Origin of the sequence: Nonomuraea sp. SYSU D8015 (assembly GCF_008065375.1) — a bacterium.
Taxonomy (GTDB): domain Bacteria; phylum Actinomycetota; class Actinomycetes; order Streptosporangiales; family Streptosporangiaceae; genus Nonomuraea.
Genome location: NZ_VJYI01000018.1, coordinates 42,441 through 62,009, shown reverse-complemented (window position 1 = coordinate 62,009; position 19,569 = coordinate 42,441). Strand labels below are relative to the sequence as shown.

The 19,569-nt window shown below is 70.7% G+C and carries 20 protein-coding genes; 9 read left to right on the top strand and 11 right to left on the bottom strand.

Going from position 1 to position 19,569, the window contains the following annotated elements; genetic code table 11:
- Positions 1-60: 60 nt before the first annotated feature.
- The 4 genes from ID574_RS46225 (at position 61) to ID574_RS46210 (ending at position 7,175) form a co-directional block, all read left to right on the top strand.
- The gene (locus tag ID574_RS46225) at positions 61-2,010 is read left to right on the top strand and encodes a hypothetical protein (protein ID WP_188195428.1); all 1,950 of its coding nucleotides are present in this window, start codon (positions 61-63) and stop codon (positions 2,008-2,010) included.
- Between the two features lie 71 nt (positions 2,011-2,081).
- On the top strand, positions 2,082-5,045 hold the full coding sequence (locus tag ID574_RS46220) for an ATP-binding protein (RefSeq protein WP_188195427.1): 2,964 nt from the start codon (positions 2,082-2,084) through the stop codon (positions 5,043-5,045).
- Positions 5,046-5,239: 194 nt separating this feature from the next.
- Entirely contained in the window at positions 5,240-6,469 is a 1,230-nt protein-coding gene (locus ID574_RS46215) for a Mur ligase family protein (RefSeq protein ID WP_188195426.1), read from the top strand.
- On the top strand, positions 6,459-7,175 hold the full coding sequence (locus ID574_RS46210; RefSeq protein ID WP_188195425.1) for a type 1 glutamine amidotransferase: 717 nt from the start codon (positions 6,459-6,461) through the stop codon (positions 7,173-7,175). The genes ID574_RS46215 and ID574_RS46210 overlap by 11 nt, the downstream gene beginning before the upstream one ends.
- Before the next feature lie 150 nt (positions 7,176-7,325).
- Here ID574_RS46210 and ID574_RS46205 read toward each other — a convergent pair whose 3' ends face one another.
- Positions 7,326-8,255, bottom strand: a complete 930-nt coding sequence (locus tag ID574_RS46205) for a TetR/AcrR family transcriptional regulator C-terminal domain-containing protein (protein ID WP_188195424.1) — start codon at positions 8,253-8,255, stop codon at positions 7,326-7,328.
- A 105-nt stretch (positions 8,256-8,360) separates the two neighbouring features.
- Between ID574_RS46205 and ID574_RS46200 the strand changes: the two genes are divergently transcribed.
- Complete coding sequence (locus ID574_RS46200) at positions 8,361-9,446, top strand: FAD-dependent monooxygenase (RefSeq protein ID WP_188195423.1); 1,086 nt, start codon at positions 8,361-8,363, stop codon at positions 9,444-9,446.
- A gap of 25 nt (positions 9,447-9,471) precedes the next feature.
- Positions 9,472-11,076 carry a DUF2207 domain-containing protein gene (locus ID574_RS46195; protein WP_223167775.1) on the top strand — a complete coding sequence of 535 codons (1,605 nt, stop codon included), beginning with the start codon at positions 9,472-9,474 and terminating at the stop codon, positions 11,074-11,076.
- Here ID574_RS46195 and ID574_RS46190 read toward each other — a convergent pair.
- On the bottom strand, positions 11,035-11,541 hold the full coding sequence (locus ID574_RS46190) for a GNAT family N-acetyltransferase (protein ID WP_188195422.1): 507 nt from the start codon (positions 11,539-11,541) through the stop codon (positions 11,035-11,037). The genes ID574_RS46195 and ID574_RS46190 overlap by 42 nt on opposite strands.
- Before the next feature lie 38 nt (positions 11,542-11,579).
- Complete coding sequence (locus tag ID574_RS46185; protein ID WP_188195421.1) at positions 11,580-12,491, bottom strand: asparaginase; 912 nt, start codon at positions 12,489-12,491, stop codon at positions 11,580-11,582.
- A gap of 59 nt (positions 12,492-12,550) precedes the next feature.
- Here ID574_RS46185 and dtd point away from each other — a divergent pair, with 59 nt between their 5' ends.
- Positions 12,551-12,976, top strand: a complete 426-nt coding sequence (gene dtd, locus ID574_RS46180) for a D-aminoacyl-tRNA deacylase (protein WP_188195420.1) — start codon at positions 12,551-12,553, stop codon at positions 12,974-12,976.
- A 373-nt stretch (positions 12,977-13,349) separates the two neighbouring features.
- Here the strand turns inward: dtd and ygfZ are convergent, their stop codons facing one another.
- The 5 genes from ygfZ to ID574_RS46155 all read right to left on the bottom strand — a co-directional run bounded on the left by ygfZ (position 13,350) and on the right by ID574_RS46155 (position 16,427).
- Entirely contained in the window at positions 13,350-14,288 is a 939-nt protein-coding gene (gene ygfZ / locus ID574_RS46175; protein WP_188195419.1) for a CAF17-like 4Fe-4S cluster assembly/insertion protein YgfZ, read from the bottom strand.
- A 35-nt stretch (positions 14,289-14,323) separates the two neighbouring features.
- Positions 14,324-14,737 carry a Fur family transcriptional regulator gene (locus ID574_RS46170; protein ID WP_188195418.1) on the bottom strand — a complete coding sequence of 138 codons (414 nt, stop codon included), beginning with the start codon at positions 14,735-14,737 and terminating at the stop codon, positions 14,324-14,326.
- Positions 14,738-15,070: 333 nt separating this feature from the next.
- A complete protein-coding gene (locus tag ID574_RS46165) occupies positions 15,071-15,367 on the bottom strand; it encodes a DUF2470 domain-containing protein (RefSeq protein ID WP_188195417.1) in 297 nt (98 codons plus the stop codon).
- Positions 15,368-15,373: 6 nt separating this feature from the next.
- Positions 15,374-15,862, bottom strand: a complete 489-nt coding sequence (locus ID574_RS46160) for a heme-binding beta-barrel domain-containing protein (RefSeq protein ID WP_188195416.1) — start codon at positions 15,860-15,862, stop codon at positions 15,374-15,376.
- Complete coding sequence (locus ID574_RS46155; RefSeq protein WP_188195415.1) at positions 15,849-16,427, bottom strand: class IV adenylate cyclase; 579 nt, start codon at positions 16,425-16,427, stop codon at positions 15,849-15,851. The genes ID574_RS46160 and ID574_RS46155 overlap by 14 nt, the downstream gene beginning before the upstream one ends.
- A gap of 30 nt (positions 16,428-16,457) precedes the next feature.
- Between ID574_RS46155 and ID574_RS46150 the strand changes: the two genes are divergently transcribed.
- Positions 16,458-16,820, top strand: a complete 363-nt coding sequence (locus ID574_RS46150) for a DsrE family protein (protein ID WP_188195414.1) — start codon at positions 16,458-16,460, stop codon at positions 16,818-16,820.
- Positions 16,821-17,050: 230 nt separating this feature from the next.
- A complete protein-coding gene (locus tag ID574_RS46145) occupies positions 17,051-17,722 on the top strand; it encodes an ATP-binding protein (protein WP_223167774.1) in 672 nt (223 codons plus the stop codon).
- A gap of 102 nt (positions 17,723-17,824) precedes the next feature.
- Here ID574_RS46145 and ID574_RS46140 read toward each other — a convergent pair whose 3' ends face one another.
- The 3 genes from ID574_RS46140 to ID574_RS46130 form a co-directional block, all read right to left on the bottom strand.
- Positions 17,825-18,559 (bottom strand): alanyl-tRNA editing protein, encoded by a 735-nt coding sequence (locus tag ID574_RS46140; protein ID WP_188195413.1) that lies wholly within the window; start codon positions 18,557-18,559, stop codon positions 17,825-17,827.
- Between the two features lie 18 nt (positions 18,560-18,577).
- Positions 18,578-18,952, bottom strand: a complete 375-nt coding sequence (locus ID574_RS46135; protein ID WP_188195412.1) for a DUF2516 family protein — start codon at positions 18,950-18,952, stop codon at positions 18,578-18,580.
- Between the two features lie 191 nt (positions 18,953-19,143).
- Positions 19,144-19,566: a hypothetical protein gene (locus ID574_RS46130; protein WP_188195411.1), complete on the bottom strand. Its 423-nt coding sequence runs from the start codon at positions 19,564-19,566 to the stop codon at positions 19,144-19,146.
- Between the last annotated feature and the right edge of the window lie 3 nt (positions 19,567-19,569).

Here is a 19,569-nt window from a genome sequence, read left to right as displayed (position 1 = left end):
GTCACGGAGCGGAAAGGGCTGGCCCCTACACCTAACGACATATCGCGGCCGGAGGGTCACGTGACGGACGTGCATCCCGAGCATGCCCAGCTCCAGGCGGACCGCATCTACCTGGGCTGGCAGTACATCCTGCTGCACCCGGACCCGGGCCCGCCGCCGAAACGACCCTCGCCCGTCGAGGAGCCGGCCGCCGCCGTGCCCGACCCCGCCGAGATCGAGCTGATGCGCCGCGAGCGGCTCCAGGAGGACATGCTCAACCGGCCGGTCCGCCTCTTCCGCCTGTTCATGCTGGTGTTGAGCGTGCTGATCCTGGCCGTGGCCGTCGCCGGCTACCTCGCGTGGTCCTTCGCGCTGCTCGGGCTCGTCGCGGCGGGGGGCGTGGCGGCGATCTGCAGCTACGCGCTGCTCCAGGGCGACCGGGCGGTGAAGTACCGGGTGCTGGAGCAGCAGGCCAGGGACCAGCGCCAACGCAAGGAACGTGACAAAGAGCTGTTCCGCGCGCAGGAGGAGCACGCCAGGCGCTACCGCGAGTGGCAGGAGTCCAAGGAGCGCTTCGACCGGCAGCTCACCTGGTACGCGGTCGCCGTACCGCACGAGATCGACCGCATCGACGTCGCGGGCGGCACGCTGCCCGGGTGGTCGGCGCTGATCACCCTGCTCGGGGCCACCCGCCTCTACAGCGGCGGGCACCTGACCGTCCTGGATCTGTCCGAGGGCGCGATCGCCAAGGACCTGATCGAGCTGGCCCGCAAGGGCGGTGACGATCCGCTGGTCTGGGTGCTGCCAGTCGACCTGCCCCGGCTCGACCTGGGCGCCACGCTCAAGCCGGAGGCGTTCGCGGACGTGCTGGCGCACGTGGTGAGCGTGAGCGAGGAGCACCGCACCACGCGCGACCTCAGCTTCGACAACGCGATCCTGGAGCGGGTGCTGGAGGTGCTCGGCGACAACGCCACGATCAGCCAGGTCACGGCCGCGCTGCGGGCGCTGGCGCAGGTTGGCGACCCGCGTGACGACCTGCGGTTCGGGCTGATCACCGCGACCCAGCTGGAGCGCATCGGGACGCTGTTCGGGCGCGGGGTGAGCGACCGGGTGGTCATCGAGCGGGCCTGGGCGCTGGAGTCGCAGCTGCGCAAGCTGGAGACGCTCGGCACGCAGGCCGTACGCCTGCCGCCCGCCAGGCTTCGCGTGGTCAGCATGGACCGGCAGGCGGGGGTGTTCGGCAACCGGGTGCTCGGCACGTACGTGGCCACCGCGCTCACCCACATCCTGCGCCAGTCGCCCGCCTCCGACCGGCCCTGGTACCACACGATCATCGTGGCGGGCGCGGACAAGCTCAGGGGCGACGTGCTGGACCGGCTGATGGACGCCTGCGAGACCTCCCGTACCGGACTTGTCCTGACTTATCGGTCCTTGACCCCCACCGTGCGGGAACGCCTCGGGAGAGGGCACGCGGCGGTGGCGTTCATGCGGCTGGGCAACGCCGAGGACGCCCGGGTCGCCAGCGAGCACGTCGGCACCGAGCACCGGCTGGAGCTGGCCCAGCTCACCGAGACGATCAGCGACTCGCTGCCCGGCCTGGACGGCGGCTACACCTCGACGATCTCCCAGCTGGACGACGAGCGGGAGGAACGGGACGAGAACCACGCCGACCTCGCCGGGGACATCACGGAGTCGACCGAGTGGGGCAGGACCGCCGACAAGATCTCGGAGAAGGAGCGGGTGCTGCAACGCTCGCGCGAGTTCCTCGTCGAGCCGCACCAGCTCCAGCAGCTGCCCACGACCTCGGTGATCGTCACGGACGCCACGGCCAACGGCCGGCGCGTCCGCCTCGCCGACGCCAACCCGGCCATCCTCACCTTCCCCAAGACCACGCTCGGCGAGCTGGAGGACGTGCGCGAGGCCGTGTTAGCCCTCGACCCGAAGGCCACGGGTCAGGACGGCGACGGGGAGCCGCCGCCCAACCTGGGACCACCACCGCCACGCCTGGACTGGCGAAAGGGCAGGCAATGACATGGTCAATGTCAAGGTGACGAGCTGACGGTTGGCGGAATTTAACGAAGAACCGTCTGTGGGGGATTGATATGCAGCCGAGCGTCTCGCTGAGCGGGCCCTGGTATCGAATCCAGTCGATCGCCGCGCCCTCGCGAAGCTCGTCGGCGGAGTGGGATTTCGTCACCGTGCTGCCCGCGGTGCTGTCGGCCGCGCAACGCGACCGGCCGTTCGTGATCGGGTGGCTGTCTCGGGGGTCCGGCGCGCCGCTAGAACTGATCACCAACGCGGGGCCGTTGTCGCCGCCGCGCCAGCCGCGCCGCGCCACCGACCCGCCCGACCGTCCGAGCGGGCCGCAGCCGCTGCTGTTCCCCGGTGGGGCGCGGGGCGTGCAGCTGTCGGACGAATACCTGGCCGACCTGGCGGACCTGGTGTGGACGCCCTGCCCGGGGCGCCAGGCGCCTCCCCTGGGAAGGCGGGACCCGGACGAGCTGCGGCAGCCGACGCTGTTCGAGGCGACGCTGGTCACGCTCATGTCCCGGCCGTTCGCCTGGCTCGTCGTGGCCGAGCCGACCGACCTGCTGGACGCCGAGGTGGCGCACCTGCGCACCCAGCTCAACGTGCTCAGGCAGTACGGCGACGCCTCCGAGCGCTCCCGGTTCGACGCCGAGCGGGCCGAGCGGCGCATGCAGGAGCTGGACGCGTTCAGGGAGGCCGGGCTCTGGAACGTGCGCGTGCTGGCCGGCGCCGCCACCGCCGACGAGCTGCGGCAGATCGCGCCCGTGCTCGTCGGGTCGGTCGAGATGAGCCACCACCCGTACCGGCTGCGCAGCTCGCACGGCGCCGTCTACGCGCTGTCGGAGGCCCTCGCCATCACCATGCAGGACCCGGCGGACGGCGCCGCCGCCCCGTTCGCCGCCACCGCGGGAGCGCTGGCCGCGCTGGCCGGGCTGCCCAGGCGGGAGGTGCCCGGGGTGCGCGTGCTCGACTCCGGCTTCTTCGACGTGACGTCCGAGGCCGACGGGGGCGAACTGGAGCTGGGGGAGATCCTCGACGGGCAGGACAGAGGCGTCGGCTCCTTCCGAGTGCCGCTGGCCACGCTCAACCGGCACGCGTTCGTCACGGGGGCCACCGGCTCCGGCAAGTCGCAGACCGTCCGGCACCTGCTGGAGCAGCTCAGCAAGGCCCGCATCCCGTGGCTCGCCATCGAGCCGGCCAAGTCCGAGTACGCCGCCATGGCCGGCCGCGTCGGCGAGCCCGTGACCGTGATCAACCCGTCCGCGCCCGACGGGGTGCCGTTCAGCATCAATCCGCTCGAACCCGAGCCCGGCTACCCCGTCCAGGCCCACATCGACATGGTGCGGGCGCTGTTCATGGCGGCCTTCGACGCCGAGGAGCCGTTCCCGCAGATCATGTCGCTGGCCCTGCAGCGCGTCTACGAGGCCACCGGCTGGGACGTCGTCACCGGCGGCGCGGTCCCCGGCTCCAACGTCCCGCCCAGCGTCCCCACCCTCGAACAGCTCCAGCAGCACGCCATGGACGTCATCAAGGAGATCGGCTACGGCCGCGAGGTCCAGGCCGACGTCGAGGGCTTCATCTCGCTCCGGCTCCGGTCCTTGAGAGTCGGCTCGGCCGGGCGCTTCTTCGAGGGCGGCCACCCCGCCGACATCGGCGGCCTGCTGGAACGCGACGTCGTGCTGGCCATCGAGGACGTGGCCAACGACGAGGACAAGGCGTTCCTCATGGGCACGCTGATCATCAGGATCGTCGAGCACCTGCGCATGCGGGCGCGTACGGAGAAGACCCACGAGCTGCGCCACGTCATCGTCATCGAGGAGGCGCACCGGCTGCTGCGCGACCGCGGCCACGGGCGCGCCTCCACGCACGCCGTGGAGCTGCTGGCCGGGTTGCTGGCGGAGATCAGGGCGTACGGCGAGGGCATCGTGGTGGCCGAGCAGATCCCCACCAAGCTGGTCTCCGACGTCGTCAAGAACACCGCGCTGAAGGTCGTCCACCGGCTGCCCGCCGAGGACGACAGGAAGCTCGTCGGCGCCGCCATGAACCTGAGCGACGAGCAGTCCCGCCACGTCGTCTCGCTGCAGCCCGGCTCGGCCGCCGTCTTCGCCGACGGGATGGACCGGCCGCTGCGGGTCCGCGTGCCGCTCGGCGAGTCCAGGGAGAAGGTCCTGCCGGGACCGCCGCCGCCGATCAGGGGCCGCCGGTCGGCCGCGTGCGGCGCGCAGTGCCGTACCGGCCAGGCCTGCACGCTGGTGGAGCTCCGGGAGGCGGACGTGCTCGCCGACGCGCCGGAATGGGCCTGGCTGCGCATCTGGTGCGACACGGTCATCCTGGCCTTCGTCAGCAACCGGCCGCTGCCCGGCGTGCCGCGCACCCTGTCGGCCGCCTGGGCCGAGCTGCCCGCGCGGCGCCGCGAATGCCTGCTGGCCACCCTGATCGAGCGCTCGGTGCAGCGCCGCGCCTGGTCGCTGCGCAGCTGGTACGACCCCTCGCGGCTCACGGAGCAGGCCGCGGAGAAGGCCAACCGCCTGCTCGCCGGTCTGGAGGCCGGTGGCGAGCGCCCCGGCTCGTCGTGGGTCATCCCCCAGCTGCGCTGGCTCCACGAGGTGGACAGGCTCTTCCCGTACGGCCAGCCGGCCCCGAACCTGCGCAACCCCGCCCCGCCGATGGAGTACGCGCTCTTCCGCCCGCCGAACGGCGCCAACGGCAACGGCTCGGGGGACCGCGCGCACACCGAGCTGCTCGGCCACCGCGCCAAGGCGCTGCGGCACCACCCGCTGTCGATGGAGGTGGACCGCAACCGGGCACTGGCGTGGCGGGCCATCCTGGGCGACGACGAGAACGAAGGGGTGCAGCGGGACATCACGACGGTCGCGATCGGCATCGAGTCGTCGGCCCGCGTCCGGCACGTGGGTCAGACGATGGGGGCCGGGTGGCTGGAGGGGGTGCTGTCCTGGCCGCGCCGCTTCGTCCTCCCCTTCGACCACGGCGGCGCCCCGGAGATCTCCTTCGCCGACCCCACCGCCTCGGCCCCCTGACCCGGCTTCCCACGCCCGGGCGCTCGAGGCGGCCTCCTGGCGACGGCTGAGGCCCGCCCACCCATCCCCCAAAGGGACCTCAGCCATCACCAGGCACAGGCATCCGAGCGCCCGGGATCGCGGTCCACGATCGCCGGGCGTGTTTGCGCGCGCGTCACCTGAGTAGGCGCCAATGCCGACTAGGATCCTTGGGCATGACCCAGCTTCCTCTGCGCGCTCAGCTCGCCAGCGCCCTGGGCCGCAGTGCCGCCACGCTGTCCCGGATGACCGGACGCGGCGACGGCTCGGTGATCGGCGGGCGGGTCGGCCTGCTGCTCGAGCCCGACCTGCTGCGCAAGCTGGCCCGCGACCGCAAGCTGGCCCTGGTCAGCGCCACCAACGGCAAGACCACCACCACCAGGCTGATCACCTCGGCGCTGCTCGAGTTCGGCGAGGTGGCGACCAACGCGTTCGGCGCCAACATGCCGGCCGGCCACGTCTCGGCGCTCGCCCAGCACAAGGGCGCCCCCTACGGCGTGCTGGAGGTGGATGAGAAATATCTGCCCGAGGTGCTCGACACCACCGGCGCGGGCGTCGTCTGCCTGATGAACCTCAGCCGCGACCAGATGGACCGCGCGGCCGAGATCTGGCTGCTCGCCCAGAAGTGGCGCAGGGCGCTGTCCGGCAAGCCCACGCACGTGATCGCCAACTGCGACGACCCGCTCGTCACCTGGGGCGCCTCCACGGCGGCCAAGGTCACCTGGGTCGCCGGCGGGCAGCGGTGGAAGGAGGACTCCTGGTGCTGCCCCGAGTGCGGCGGCCCGCTCGACCGCAAGGACGCCTTCTGGGCCTGCCGGGAGTGCACGTTCCACCGGCCTGAGCCGCAGTGGGCGCTCGACGACGACACGGCGATCGACCCGCGCGGGCAGAGGTGGCTGCTCGACATCCAGCTGCCCGGCCAGGCCAACCGCTCCAACGCGGTGATGGCGCTGGCGGTGGCCGAGGCGTTCGGGGTGCCGGTGGAGCGGGCGCTGCCCAGGTTGCGCGAGGTCACCTCGGTGGCCGGCCGCTACACGACGGTCGAGCGTGACGGCCGCTATGCCCGGCTGCTGCTGGCGAAGAACCCGGCGGGTTGGCTGGAGGCCTTCGACGTGGCCGATCCGCAGTCGCCGATCATCCTCTCGGTCAACGCGCAGGGTCCCGACGGGCGCGACACGTCGTGGCTGTGGGACGTCGACTACCGCATCCTGCGCGGCCGCCCCGTCTTCGTCACCGGCGAACGCCGCCTCGACCTGGCGCTCCGGCTCGACGTGGCGGACGTGCCGTTCACGTTGTGCGGCACGTTCACGGAGGCGCTGGCCATGCAGCCGCCCGGCCGGGTCGACGTTATCGCCAACTACACCGCCTTCCAGCAGATCCGATCGGAGTTCGGCCGTGCCGTCTGACAGCGTCCTTCGCATCGTCTGGATCTATCCCGACCTGCTGAGCACGTACGGCGACCAGGGCAACGTCCTCGTCCTCGAGCAGCGGGCGCGGCGCAGGGGGATCGAGGCGGAGACGATCCACGTACGCTCGGCCGATCCGGTGCCCGAGAGCGGCGACATCTACCTCATCGGCGGCGGCGAGGACCGGCCCCAGATCCTGGCCGCCGAGCGCCTGCGCAGAGATGGCGGCCTCCACCGCGCCATCGCCGCCGGGGCCGCCATGCTGGCGGTCTGCGCCGGCTACCAGATCATGGGCAGCACCTTCGGCGGCGAGGAGGGCCAGCCGGTCGACGGGATCGGCATCCTCGACATCGCGAGCTCCCGCGGCCCCGCACGGGCGGTGGGGGAGCTGGTGGCCGACGTGGACGCCGCGCTCAACCTGCCGACGCTGACCGGCTTCGAGAACCACATGGGCGTGACCCACCTGGGGCCGGGCGTCAGGCCGCTGTCCAAGACCATCAAGGGCGTCGGCAACGGCGACGGCTTCGAAGGGTGCTACGCCGGTCACGTGGTCGGCACCTACCTTCACGGGCCGGCGCTGGCCCGCAATCCCGCGCTGGCCGATCTGCTGCTGTCGTGGCGGGTGGGGGAGCTGGCCCCGCTCGACGACTCCCGCTACGAGGCCCTCCGCCAGGAACGTCTGGCGGCCGTCCTCCAGGCCTCCTGACGCTTCGCCGCAGGCCTGGAGGCCTCATCGGCGTGTGAGCACGTCTATGCCGTCGAGGATGCGGTCCAGGCCGAAGGCCAACGTCGTCGAGGGGATCATGAAACCGATCCGCGAGGCGGCCAACGCGATCACCCTCAAGACCTACCCTGCCTAGTCGATCAGCCGGGCGAGCCCGTCGAGCAGGGGACCGAGGCCGAACTCGAAGAGCCGGTCCAGATCGAGATCGAAGTCGCCCAGCTCGTGGATGAGCTGGGCGAAGGCGGGATAGTGCCCCGACTCGCTGAGCGCCCGCATGCGGTTCTCCTGGCCGCTCAGCCACTCCTCGTCGGTGAGGCCCGTGGCGGCGCGGGCCCGCCGCTCCAGCTCCAGGTTGGCGGCGATGCCCTGCACGTAGCTGTAGACGAGGATCTGCAGGTGCATCTTGGCGGTGGCGTCCAGGCGGGTGTCCGCGAGCGCCGCCATGACCCAGTCCGTGTGCTTGATCAGGCCGGCCGAGGGCAGCGGCCGCATCAGCGAGGTGGCCCCGGCCAGCCACGGGTGCCTCCGGTACGCGGCCCACTGCAGGCGTGCGGTGGTCTCCAGCGCGGCCCGCCAGCCGGGCGGCTGGTCCGCGGGGAGCGGGAAGTCCTCCATCGCCGTGTCGACCATCAGCAGGACCAGGTCGTCCTTGCCGCTGATGTGGCGGTAGAGGGACATGGTGGCCATGCCGAGCCGCTCAGCGAGGCCGCGCATGGTCACCTCGGAGAGCCCGGCGGTGTCGGCGATCTCGATGGCGGCCCGGACGATGCGCTCGCGCGTCACGTCATGTCCTGAAACAGGTCCTGACATTGGTCCGGAAATTTCCGGACGGCGCGCGCCCCTGCCGCGTGCCTCGGCCACGACCGTGCCGACCCGCGGCTCGGCGACCACCACGCCCTCCTGGGCCAACAGCGCCAGCGCCTTGGTCGCGGTGGCCAGCGCGACCCCCCAGTCCCTGGCGAGCTGCCTGGTGGACGGCACCCGGTCCCCGGGCCGCAGCCTGCCGTCAGCGATGCGCCGCTTGATGTCGCCCGCGATCCGCGCGTACGGCGGAGTGTCCATCGAACCCCCTGTACTAGTACAGATCTTCCCAGCATACCGTTGCGAGCTGCTGTATGTACGACGTACATTCAGTTCTGCGTACGACGTATAGAAGGAGTCGCGAACATGAAGGTGCTCATTTCCGGCGCGAGTGTCGGCGGTCCCGTCCTGGCCTACTGGCTGCGGCGGCACGGGTTCGAGGTGACGGTGGTCGAGCGGGCCCCGGCGCCGCGCAAGGGCGGCCAGGCCATCGACATCAGGGGCGCCGCGCTGACCGTGGCCGACCGGATGGGCGTCCTGGAGCAGGCCAGGGCCCTCCGGACGACCATGCGCGGCATGTCCATGGTGGACGGCGACGGCAACGAGATCATGCGTAACACGGAGGCCACGCTCAGCGGCGGCAGCTTCGACAGCCCGGACGTCGAGATCATGCGCGACGACCTGAACACGATCCTCATCGGCGCCACCGACGCCGAATACCGCTACGGCGACTCGATCGCCACCCTGGCCCAGGACGCCGGCGGCGTGGACGTGACGTTCGAGAGCGGCGGGCAGGACCGCTACGACTACGTGGTCGGCGCCGACGGCCTGCACTCCAACGTGCGGCGCCTGGCCTTCGGCCCGGAGGAGCGCTTCCTGGAGCACCTCGGCATGTACGTCTCCATCTTCACCGCCGACAACTTCCTCGGCCTGGACCACTGGCAGATCTGGCACTACGAGGACGGCGTGGGCGGCGCCGTCTTCGGCGACAGGGACCCGGCCGTGATACGGGTCAACCTGGGCTTCACCGCAGGCCCCATCTCGTACGACCACCGTGACATCGAGCAGCAGAAGGGCCTCATCCAGGAGCACTGCGCGGCCATGCGCTGGGAGGGCCCCAGGCTGCTCGAGGCCATGTGGAAGTCCGACGACTTCTACTTCGACGCCATGGCGCAGACGAAGATGGAGCGCTGGTCGACCGGCCGGGTGACGTTGATGGGTGACGCCGCGTACTGTGCCTCGCCGCTGTCCGGGCAGGGCACGAGCCTGGCCATGGTGGGGGCGTACGTGCTGGCGGAGGAGCTGGCCGCGGACCCGGCCGCGGCGTTCGACCGCTACGAGCAGCGCATGCGCCCGTTCGTGGCGAAGAACCAGGCGCTGGCGCTGGAGAACCCCGGCCAGGGGGCCGCGCCGGAGAGTGTGCAGCGGGCCGCGAACAGCATCAGCCTGTAGGGACGAACCGATACGATTTCCCGCCATGGGTATCAGACTCACGATGGCCGCCCTGGGGGCCACCGCTCTGACGTTGACCGCCGCCCCCGCCATGGCCGCGGGGGCCGGGATCACGGACGAAGTGACGATGACCCTCCGCAAGGACGGCACCCTGCACGTGGTCGAGAAGATCAGTGGGGCGTCGCGCGGGCTCAAGCGCACGTTCATCACCCGGACGCGCTACGACGACGGCTACGACCGCGTCTACCAGATCTCCAACGTCAAGGGCGGCACCCTCGACGGCGACGTGCTCACCGTGACGGGCCAGACGGTCGAGTACGACGTCAAGGGGGCGGTGACCTCCTCGGGTGGCGTGGAGGAGCTGCGCTGGTTCGCGGTGAACGGCTGGAACCAGCCGGTCGCCAAGGCCACGGTCAAGGTCGACGGCCCCGGCCAGGTGCAGAACCTGTCCTGCTTCGCCGGCGAGCTGACCTCGGCCATCGGCTGCACGTCGGCCTCCATGGACCACGCCGCCACCCGGGCCGACTTCGAGCAGGAGAACATCGCGCCCGGCCAGGCCCTGACCGTCGTGGTCGGCTACCCGGAAGGCTCCAGCGGCGGCGTTCCCATCCTGGAGAAGCGCTTCTCGCTGGCGGCCGCGTTCACCCTCAACGCCGTCACCGGCGGCGCCCTGGCGGGCCTGCTGGTGCTGCTGCTCGGCGGCGTCGCCCTGCTCTACTGGACGCGCGGCCGCGACGCCAGGGTCGCCGAGCACGAGAAGGGCGCGGTCGCTCCCATCCAGAACGGCCATTTCTCCCCGCCGGACGGGGTGCGTCCCGGGCAGATCGGCACACTCGTGGACGAGCAGGCCGATGTGATCGACGTGACCGCCACGATCGTGGACCTCGCGGTGCGCGGCTACCTGCGCATCGACGAGCAGCCCAGGCAGACGTACGACGCGCCCGACTGGATGCTGGTCAGGATGCCGAACGCGCCGGTCAACGCGTTGTTGCCGTACGAGCGCGCGCTCTACGACGCCATCTTCGACGGCCGTGACGCGGTGCTGCTGTCGCAGCTGTCCGGCTCGTTCGCGGCCCACCTCGGCAAGGTCCGCGACGCGCTGTACACCGACGTGGTCAAGCAGGGCTGGTTCGCCCGCCGCCCGGACACCGAGCGCACCAGGTGGACCACGGCCGGCGTGGTGCTGATCGGCGTGGGCCTGGTGGCCACGGTGGCGCTGGCCTGGTTCACGACGTACGGGCTGCTCGGCCTGGCCGTGATCATCGCGGGCGGCGCGCTGGCGGTCGGCGGGCAGTACATGCCGGCCAAGACCGCGAAGGGCGCGGCGGCGTTGGCGCACACGCTGGGCTTCCGCGAATACCTGTTCTCCGGCGAGCTCGGCAACGTGCCCGAGCAGCACCGGGTCGAGCTGTTCTCCCGCTACCTGCCCTACGCGGTGATCTTCGACGGGGTGGAGCACTGGTCGCGCGTGGTGGCCTCGGTCACCGGCAACGGCAGCCAGGCCGACAACCTCTACTGGTACCACGGGCCCGCGGAGTGGGACCTGTCCAAGTTCGCCGGCTCGATGCGCACCTTCACCACGACGACCTCAGGCGCCATCTCGGCGACCCGCCAGTTCCGCACCCTCTAGCGTCTGGTGAACCATGATCAGAAGATCGCCGACGGTGCCGTCGGCCTCGATGACGGCTCCTTTGACGGTGTCGGTCACGGTGAAGCCTTCTGACTCGTAGAGGGCGCGAGCCCGATCATTGTGTGCTTTCACGTCGAGCCAGACGCGGCGGGCGGTGTGGCGTTGATATGCCCGGGTGAGGGCCGCCCGCAGGAGAGCGCGCCCTCGTCCGGCGTGGCGCCGGGCGGGCCGCACCACCATTCTGCGCAGTTCGATGCTGCGGTCGGCGCTGCTCAGGCCGGCGAGCACGGCGAATCCGATCGGCGTACCGGCCTCGACGGCGACCAGATGGTCCTGATCGGGATCATCGAGGGCACGGGTGTGCCAGGCGGGCCCGATCTCACCGAGCCAGATCGAGGTGTCGGGGTCGGTCTCCCAAGCGGCCAACTGCTGGAGATCCTCGGTGGTGCCGGTGCGCAGCGTCAACATGGCGGCAGCGTAGCCCCAGTCCCAGGGACTCGGAGCTAGGAGCGGATCCGCACCTCGCCGACCGGCCGTCCGCCGCCGAGCACCGGCGGGGCGGCCAGGTCGGCCAGCTCAGGGGCGTCCAGGCCCAGCGAGCGCAGCGCCGCCACCGTGACCGGCACGCGGGCCCGGTGCGACCCGTCATCGATCTTCACGGTGCCCGCCCTCCCGTCCTCGAACGCGAACGCGTCGAACGCCTCCGCCCCGGCCTTCAGCATGAGCCCGGGCAGCGCACGCATGAGCTTGGCCTCGGGGCGGTCGGTGCCGGAGGTCCACTCGGGGTAGGTGCGCATGGCGTCGAAGATCTTGCGTTCGTACGAGTCCGGCGACGACATCGGGAACGCCCGGAACGCCTTCGTCACGCCTGCCATCGACACGAAGAACAGCGGCGCCCCGCACCCGTCCACGCCGGAGGCCGCCACCCGCTCCCCGGTCAGCTCCTCCACCGTCTCCCTGATCGCGCGCTGCAGCGGGTGCATGGGCTCCAGGTAGGTGTCCAGCGGCCAGTCATTCTGGACGCAGGTGGCCAGCATGGCGGCGTGCTTGCCGGAGCAGTTCATGTAGACGCGGCCGTGCTCGGTCACCGTACGGTCGAACGGGTAGTCCTCGGGGCAGAGCAGCGCCGACTCCTCCAGTCCCGCCCCCGCCAGGATCTTCCTGACCCCGTCCACGTGGAAGGGCTCGCCCGAGTGGGAGGCGCAGGCGAGCGCCAGCAGCTCGCCCTCCAGCCGCAGCCCGCTGCGGAGCATGCCGAGCGCCTGGAGCGGCTTCATCGACGACCGTGGGGACGCCGGCACGTGCACCGCGCCTTTCGCCTCGACCAGGCGTCCTTCCGCGTCCACGGTCAGCATGCGAGCCTGATGCGTGGACTCCACGAACCCGGATCGGACCACTTCCACAATCAGCGACATTTCCGCCCCTTTCCGGCATGAGTCTACGGATGGTTTCTCCTGGGCCAGAATGGGATCCCATGCGAGCAGTGGTGCAGCGAGTGAGTTCAGCCTCCGTCGAGGTCGAGGGCCGGATCGTCGGCGCGGTCACCGAGCCGGGCCTGCTCGTCCTGGTGGGCGTCACACACACGGACACGCGCGCGGAGGCCGCCAGGCTCGCCGCCAAGCTCTGGGGCCTGCGCATCCTCCACGGCGAGAAGTCCTGCTCGGACGTGTCCGCGCCGCTCCTGGTGATCAGCCAGTTCACCCTCTACGGCGACGCGCGCAAGGGCCGGCGTCCGACCTGGCAGGCCGCCGCTCCAGGACCGGTCGCCGAGCCGCTGGTGGACGCCGTGGTGGCGGAGCTGCGGGCGCTGGGGGCGCACGTGGAGACGGGCGTCTTCGGCGCGGACATGAAGGTGTCCCTCGTCAACGACGGCCCGATCACCCTCGTGATCGACGTCTGACCGTCGACATCGCCGTTCGGACCCGCGTTCCCCTCCTCCCGCCATACTCCGTGCGCGTCCTTTCGGGGCAGGCGAGCACCCAAACGACGATCTTGACGACTCTACGCTTCCGCATCGCGTCTGCCTGCTCTCATAAGCCCCCATGGTCGTCGAGCAGTGGGCGATTGGCGTCCCTCCAGGGGAGACTTCGCCGCATACGACACCAGGACGAGAGAGCCTGCGACCTACTGCCCCGGGAGCAGGTCGGCAAGGGCGCGGGGCGGGCCGGCGCGTTGCGGCGCATCAGCGCCGGCACCTCGGCCGGCGGTGCCTCCCGCCACGCGCCGTTCACCCGCCGGTGGAAGCGCACCTGGTCGGTGAAAGGACCGGCTCTCTAGCGGAGGCGGCGGCGCAGGGCCGGGTCGATGCTGACGTTGCGGCCCGCGTCCGGCGGCACCACGATCTCCTGGGCCGCCGCGACGCCGCCGGCCAGCAGCGGCGCGTCCACCGGCACCGTACGCTTGATCACCGCCAGCCCGATCGGCCCCAGCTCGTGGTGCCGGGCGGCCGAGCCCACCACGCCGACCTCCTGGCTCTCGAAGATCACCGGAGCGCCGTGCGGAGGCAGCGTGTCGACACTGCCGTCGAGGTGCAGGAACACCAGCCGGCGCGGCGGATGCCCCAGGTTGTGCACCCTGGCCACCGTCTCCTGACCCCGGTAGCAGCCCTTGCCGAGGTGCACGGCCGCGCCGATCCAGCCCACCTCGTGCGGGATCGTCTTGTGGTCGGTCTCGAACCCCAGCCGCGGCCGGTGCGCTTCGATCCTCAGCGCCTCGTACGCCCACAGCCCCGCCACGGGCCTGCCCAGGTGCTCGGCCAGCTCCGCGCGCGGCACCAGGAGGTCTTCCGTGGCCGTGGACAGCACGGCCAGGTCGTCGGCCCGCGACACCTCGACCCGGAGCATGAACCGCATGCGGTCGAGATAGTCGATCAGGCTCTGCGCGGTGCCCGGCTCGACGTGGGCCAGCACGCTCTCGCCGTCGTCGACCAGCGTCAGGTGGTGGAGGACGCGGCCCTGCGCGTCGAGGTTGAGCGTCTGCGTCCACTCGCCCGGTTTCAGCGTGTCGAGCTTTTGCGAGGTGAGGTCGTTGAGCCATTTCAGCCGGTCGACGCCGGAGATCCGGATCACCTCGCGGTTGCTGCGGTCGACGACCGCCTCCCCCTTGGCCAGCGTGCGCTGCTCGGCGAACAGGTCGCCGTAGTGCGCGGCTACGTCGGAGTCCGGCGCGTCGGCCGCGACGGCGCCGGGAAGATCGAGCAGAGGGCTACGCATGCCATCCAGGCTACCGAGCGCCGCGGACGGCCTTGTCAGCGGCAGTTTCTGCAGCGCCCGAAGACGGTCAGGTGGTGGACGTCGGCCACGAAGCCCATCTCGTCGTCCAGCGCCTTGACCAGCCCCTCGGCCAGCTCCGGCCGCACCTCGAACACCTCGTCGCACCCCCGGCACACCAGGTGGACGTGGTCGGCCTCGGCCGCCAGATGGTAGGTCGGCGCGCCGTGCCCCAGGTGCGTGTGGGTGACGAGGCCGAGCTCCTCCAGCAGCTCCAGCGTGCGGTAGACCGTCGAGATGTTGACGCCGCGCGCCGTCTCCCGGACCTTGACGCAGATCTCCTCGGGCGTGGCGTGCTCCAGCTCCTTGACCGCCTCGAGAACGAGCTGGCGCTGGGGCGTGACCCGGTAGCCCTTCGCACGGAGTTCCTCGTGCCACTGCGTCTCGGTCATGCTCCGAGTCTAGGCGCAGAGCAGTGCGGCCTGCGGCGGCACGCTCTCCTTCCGGAGACCAGACCCGGCGATATTCACTTGCCCCTTCCGCGGGCGACCGCATAGCTTCATGAGTACGCGGAAAGGAGGTGGTCCGAATAATGGTTTCTCATAGTCGGGCTAGCGAGGTGGTTGTCCGCTGACGCTGCGGACGCCTTGTCTCGTCTCGTGACGTACAGCGAATACGAGGCAACCACCGGGGCCCCTGGCAGCCGGAGGGCGGGACGCTGATCCCGACCATGGTCCATCCGGCCCGCCTCCTTGAGCAGGCGGAGTGTTGCCTGGGGCCCTTCTTCAATGTTCGCCCCTGATCGGGATCCCGAGCTTGCCGCACGCCTTGCGATAGAGCGTCACCACGGCCTTGCGCACCTGCGCCCGCTCGGTGATGGTCTCGCCCCAGGGCACCCGGATCCGCTCCCCGCCGTCGATCGTGAACTCGATCGCCTCGGCGTCCACGTCGCTCGTCATGGCCGTGGTGGCGTCGGGCCGCCCGCCGAGGCCGCGCACGATGATCAGTGCGTCCGCGGCGTGGTCGTCGTTCATGTGGCGCTTGATCGCCTCGACGGCGTCAGCGGTGAAAGGCGTGCTCATGTCTGATCAAGCTACCTTCTTCAGCTCCGCCGACATATGGTCGGTGAGCGGGTGGCCCACGGCCGCCATCTCGTAGGCCCACATGAGGTTGCCGTTGACCAGCCCGTAGAGCCGGTGGCCCGCGGTGTATTCCTTGGCCGAAGCGGTGCGCGCGACGACGTCCGTACGCAGCTCGATCTTGTGGAAGACGACCTCGCCGATGTAGATCTCGACGATCCCGGTGGGGTGCGCGAGCACGACCTCGATCTGCCGGTCCGGCTGCGGCCGCCAGTATCCCGACTCCGTGGCCAGCGGCCTGACCCGGTTGCCCTGCTCGTCGAGCAGCCACGTGCGGCTCACGTAGGTCAGGAACGGCTTCCCGTTGTGCCCGAACTCGATCTCCTGCCCGAAGTTGAAGCTCTCGATCGTCGGGTAGCCGCCCACGCCCGCGCCCTCCCAGCGGCCGAGCAGGAACGCGATCGGCTCCAGGTCAGGGTGCACTTCAGGTTCTTCCATGCTCCCCAAGCGTAGTGGCGCGCCGGGCCCTAGCGGCATCGGTGTAGAGCTCGGTGGTGAGGTCGCCGGGGCCGATGCCGACCTGGGTCATGGCGTCCCTGATCGCGGCGAGGGCATCGGGCACCGCACCCGGCTCGACCAGCGTCTCCACCTCCAGCCACGTGCCCTCCAGCTCCGGCAGCGTGACCAGGGTTGCCAGCAGGTCGAACCCCTCGTGCTCGAACCGGAAATTGGCGCAGCGCTTCTCGTACCGGAGGGTCTCCTGGAGGCCGAGCGCGCCGAGCACCGCGCCCATCGCGACCGGATCGCCCACGGTGGTCTCGTACTCGGGCTTGGAGCCGCTGGCCGCGTCGACGGCGGAATCTTTGAACGTGAGCAGGTTGACCGCCCCGTCGTCCACCATCCGCACCCGGATCTCCCGCCCGTCCCGCTCGTGGTCGCCGCCAGGAGTGTCGTAGTAGGCGTCGTGGTAGACGTTGACGACCTCGGGCGCGCGCCGGCGCAGCGCCTCCCGCACGCGGGCCGGGTCGCGTACGACGGCCTTGAGCTCCGCTTCGATCCGCACGCCGCCTCCTTCAGAGCTAGGGTGGCGGATATGGCACGATCACTGGTGATCAAGGTGACCGCCGGGGCCGACGCCCCTGAGCGCTGCAACCAGGCGTTCACGGTCGCGGCCGCCGCGCTCGCGAGCGGTGTACCCGTTTCCCTGTGGCTGACCGGCGAGTCGTCGTGGTTCGCGCTGCCCGGCCGGGCCAAGGAGTTCAGCCTGCCGCACGCCACGCCGCTCGCGGACCTGCTCGACGTCATCCTGACGGCGGGACGGGTGACGCTCTGCACGCAGTGCGCGGCGCGCAGGAACATCACCGTGGACGACGTCATCGAGGGGGTGCGCATCGCCGGCGCTCCGTCGTTCGTGGAGGAGGTGACGGCCGAGGGCGCGCAGGCCCTGGTTTATTGAGAGCCACTCCGGGTGGCTGTCGCGTACGGAGCCGAGCTCCACGCCGTGCTCCAGGAGGGCTCTGAGCCCGCACAGGACGATCGTGTACCCGCCCGTCGAGCCCTCGGTCACCTCATCGAGGGTGCCGTCCTGCCCGTGCGGGCTGATGCGCGGCTCCGCGCCCGGCGTGCATAACGGACGATAGGCAGCCAAATGGCCCGCACATCAAGTGAATGTGGAAGGCTGCTGCGGTGACGGAACACGTGATCGCCGTCGTGGGCAGCAGTCCCGGCGTGGGGAAATCGACGCTGTGCGGTGCGTTGGCTCGGTGGATCGGCGGCACGGGAACCGTGGTCGATCACTTCGAGGAGTCGGACGTCCTCACCCGGGCCCCCTTCCGTGCGGTGGCCGAGGAGTTCGCCGGAGGAGCCGGCAGCGTGCGACCCCGGACGCTGGTCGAGGCCACCAGGGCCTACGTCGAGCAGGCACGGGAGGACGGCGTGGACGTGCTGGTGACGGATGCGTTGATCCCCTTCGTCCCGTCACTGGTGGCCTGGGGGCACGACGAGACGGCGATCGCCCAGGTCGTTCGCGATCTGGAGGAGGCGGTGGCGCCGACGCGGGTCAGCGTCGTCTTCCTCCATGACGCCCCGGAGGCCGCCCTGCGGAGAGCGATCGAACGCGAGGGCCCGGAGTGGCTGGATTGGTACGTCGGCAAGCTCGGCCGCTCACCGGGCACGCGCGACGTCCATGACCTGGAGTCCGCCGCCGATCACCTCCGCCGGGAGAGCGAGCTGACTCTGCGCGTGCTGGCGGCGACCCGGTGGAACGTGGTGGTCGTCGAGGTCGGAGGGCGCGATGCGGCACAGGTCGAGCAGGACGTCCGCGAAGCCCTGCAAGGCTCGCTGAGCGACCGGACGTAGCCCCTGTTTCGGCACGTGCCGCCTCGCCGCAGGTCCGTCCCTTCCCATACTCCCCCGAGGGGCCTGTACCGAAGTGCGGCGGAACGAAGGGCAGGCGTGGGCCTAGTCGGAGATCTGGATGCGCAGGCGGCGGAAGCCGCGGCCCTTGCTCTCGATCTTGGCGACCTTGATGTGACCGATCTGCTTGGTGGAGGCCACGTGGGTGCCGCCGTCGGCCTGGGTGTCGAGGCCGACGATGTCGACGACGCGCACGTCCTGGACGGTGTCGGGGATCAGGTTGGTGGCCGTGCGGACGATGTCGGGGATGGCGAAGGCCTCGGAGCGGGGCAGCACCTTCACGTCGATGCGCCTGTCGGCGACGATCTCGGCGTTGCAGGCGTCCTCGACGGCCTCCTTGAACCCCGGCGGCACCTCGGGAAGGTTGAAGTCCATGCGCGCGCTCAGCTCGTCCATGTTGCCGCCGGTGACCAGGCAGCCGTAATCCCTGAACACCACCCCGCACAGCACGTGCAGGCCGGAGTGGGTGCGCATGAGAGCCGAGCGGCGCGCGTCGGCCACCGCGCCCTCCACCACCGTGCCCACCGGCGGGATCGGATCGCCCTCCGCCGGGATCAGGTAGAGGTCGTCGCCCTTGCGCACCCCGGCGATGCGGGTCTCCACGCCCTGCCAGATGAGCACCCCGTGGTCCGCCGGCTGGCCGCCGCCACCCGGATAGAAGGCCGACCTGTTCAGCACGATGCCTTCGGGCGTCGCGTCCAGCACGACGGCCTCGAAGTCACGGAGATTCTGGTCCGACAGTTCCAGTCGCTGGGTGCGTCCGTGGAGGTCGTAGGTCATGCCGCAAGCCTAGTGCGATCACCATGGGCCGTAGGGGCCGCTGTTGCCCCGGCCACCCATGCCCTTGACGGCGGGCTTGACGTCCACGATGTAGACGGTGGCGGCGATGACGGCCAGGATCGAGAACAGGCCGAGGCCGATGCCGATGAACTCGGTGTTGCCGGTGGCCAGCGCGACCAGGAAGGCGTTGAAGTACATCCACGCCCCCGCGCCGGAGAACAGCGTCGCCAGACCCAGGATCAGCAGCCAGAGCTCCTTCTTCAGTTTGCCCGCCGAGATGAACGCGTTGCCCGGCACCCGCAGCGCGTGGACGAGCGCGTAGACCGACATGCCGAAGATGACGGCGGCGAGCACCATGAAGAGGAGGTTGAAGACACCGTTGATCAAGCTCATGTTGTCAGCTCCGCCCAACGCCCGCATGGAATCGGTCCCCAGCCTAATAGGAGCGACCGGCAACCGGGCACCCCGAAGCGAAAAGGCCCGCCTCCCCATGGGGAGGCGGGCCCTCGCGGGAACGCCTGCTCGTCAGCCTGTCACCCTGCTGTCATGCCTGGTCGAGGCCGCGGCGGCGGTCTCCGCTCGGCTCACTGGGTCTTGGCCTTGGTGGTGCGGGTCGTGCGGGTGGTCTTCTTGACGGGCTCGGCGACGGGCGGCTCGGCGGCCTCCGACATCTCCTCAAGCTCGAGCGCGGCCTCGCCGGTGGCCTGGCTGACGACCCTGCGGCCACGGGTGGCGAAGTCCTCGTAGACCTCGGTGGCCTTGTGGGTCAGCTGGCCGGCGTATTCGCGGGCCTTCTCCGGGAACTCCCTGGCGAAGGCCTCGGCCTTGTCGGCGTAGGCGCGCGTCTTCTCGGGGAGCTCCCTGGCGAGCTCGAAGCGGCGCGACTGGAGCTTCTGCAGCTGCTCGGGCAGCTCGCGCAGCTTCTCGACGGCGTAGTCGCCGGCACCCGCGACCGCGTAGAACGGCTTGGACTCGGTGAGCTTCTTGACCTCGGTGGCGAGCGTCATGGG

What these genes read in the sequence shown, in the direction of transcription:
- ID574_RS46195 (WP_223167775.1), top strand. Translation starts at nt 9,472, where the DNA reads ATGGGTATCAGACTCACGATGGCCGCCCTGGGGGCCACCGCTCTGACG.
- ID574_RS46150 (WP_188195414.1), top strand. Translation starts at nt 16,458, where the DNA reads ATGGCACGATCACTGGTGATCAAGGTGACCGCCGGGGCCGACGCCCCT.
- ID574_RS46170 (WP_188195418.1), bottom strand. Translation starts at nt 14,737, where the DNA reads ATGACCGAGACGCAGTGGCACGAGGAACTCCGTGCGAAGGGCTACCGG.
- ID574_RS46220 (WP_188195427.1), top strand. Translation starts at nt 2,082, where the DNA reads ATGCAGCCGAGCGTCTCGCTGAGCGGGCCCTGGTATCGAATCCAGTCG.
- ID574_RS46215 (WP_188195426.1), top strand. Translation starts at nt 5,240, where the DNA reads ATGACCCAGCTTCCTCTGCGCGCTCAGCTCGCCAGCGCCCTGGGCCGC.
- ID574_RS46185 (WP_188195421.1), bottom strand. Translation starts at nt 12,491, where the DNA reads ATGTCGCTGATTGTGGAAGTGGTCCGATCCGGGTTCGTGGAGTCCACG.
- ID574_RS46165 (WP_188195417.1), bottom strand. Translation starts at nt 15,367, where the DNA reads ATGAGCACGCCTTTCACCGCTGACGCCGTCGAGGCGATCAAGCGCCAC.
- dtd (WP_188195420.1), top strand. Translation starts at nt 12,551, where the DNA reads ATGCGAGCAGTGGTGCAGCGAGTGAGTTCAGCCTCCGTCGAGGTCGAG.
- ID574_RS46160 (WP_188195416.1), bottom strand. Translation starts at nt 15,862, where the DNA reads ATGGAAGAACCTGAAGTGCACCCTGACCTGGAGCCGATCGCGTTCCTG.
- ID574_RS46205 (WP_188195424.1), bottom strand. Translation starts at nt 8,255, where the DNA reads ATGGACACTCCGCCGTACGCGCGGATCGCGGGCGACATCAAGCGGCGC.
- ID574_RS46130 (WP_188195411.1), bottom strand. Translation starts at nt 19,566, where the DNA reads ATGACGCTCGCCACCGAGGTCAAGAAGCTCACCGAGTCCAAGCCGTTC.
- ygfZ (WP_188195419.1), bottom strand. Translation starts at nt 14,288, where the DNA reads ATGCGTAGCCCTCTGCTCGATCTTCCCGGCGCCGTCGCGGCCGACGCG.
- ID574_RS46200 (WP_188195423.1), top strand. Translation starts at nt 8,361, where the DNA reads ATGAAGGTGCTCATTTCCGGCGCGAGTGTCGGCGGTCCCGTCCTGGCC.
- ID574_RS46140 (WP_188195413.1), bottom strand. Translation starts at nt 18,559, where the DNA reads ATGACCTACGACCTCCACGGACGCACCCAGCGACTGGAACTGTCGGAC.
- ID574_RS46135 (WP_188195412.1), bottom strand. Translation starts at nt 18,952, where the DNA reads ATGAGCTTGATCAACGGTGTCTTCAACCTCCTCTTCATGGTGCTCGCC.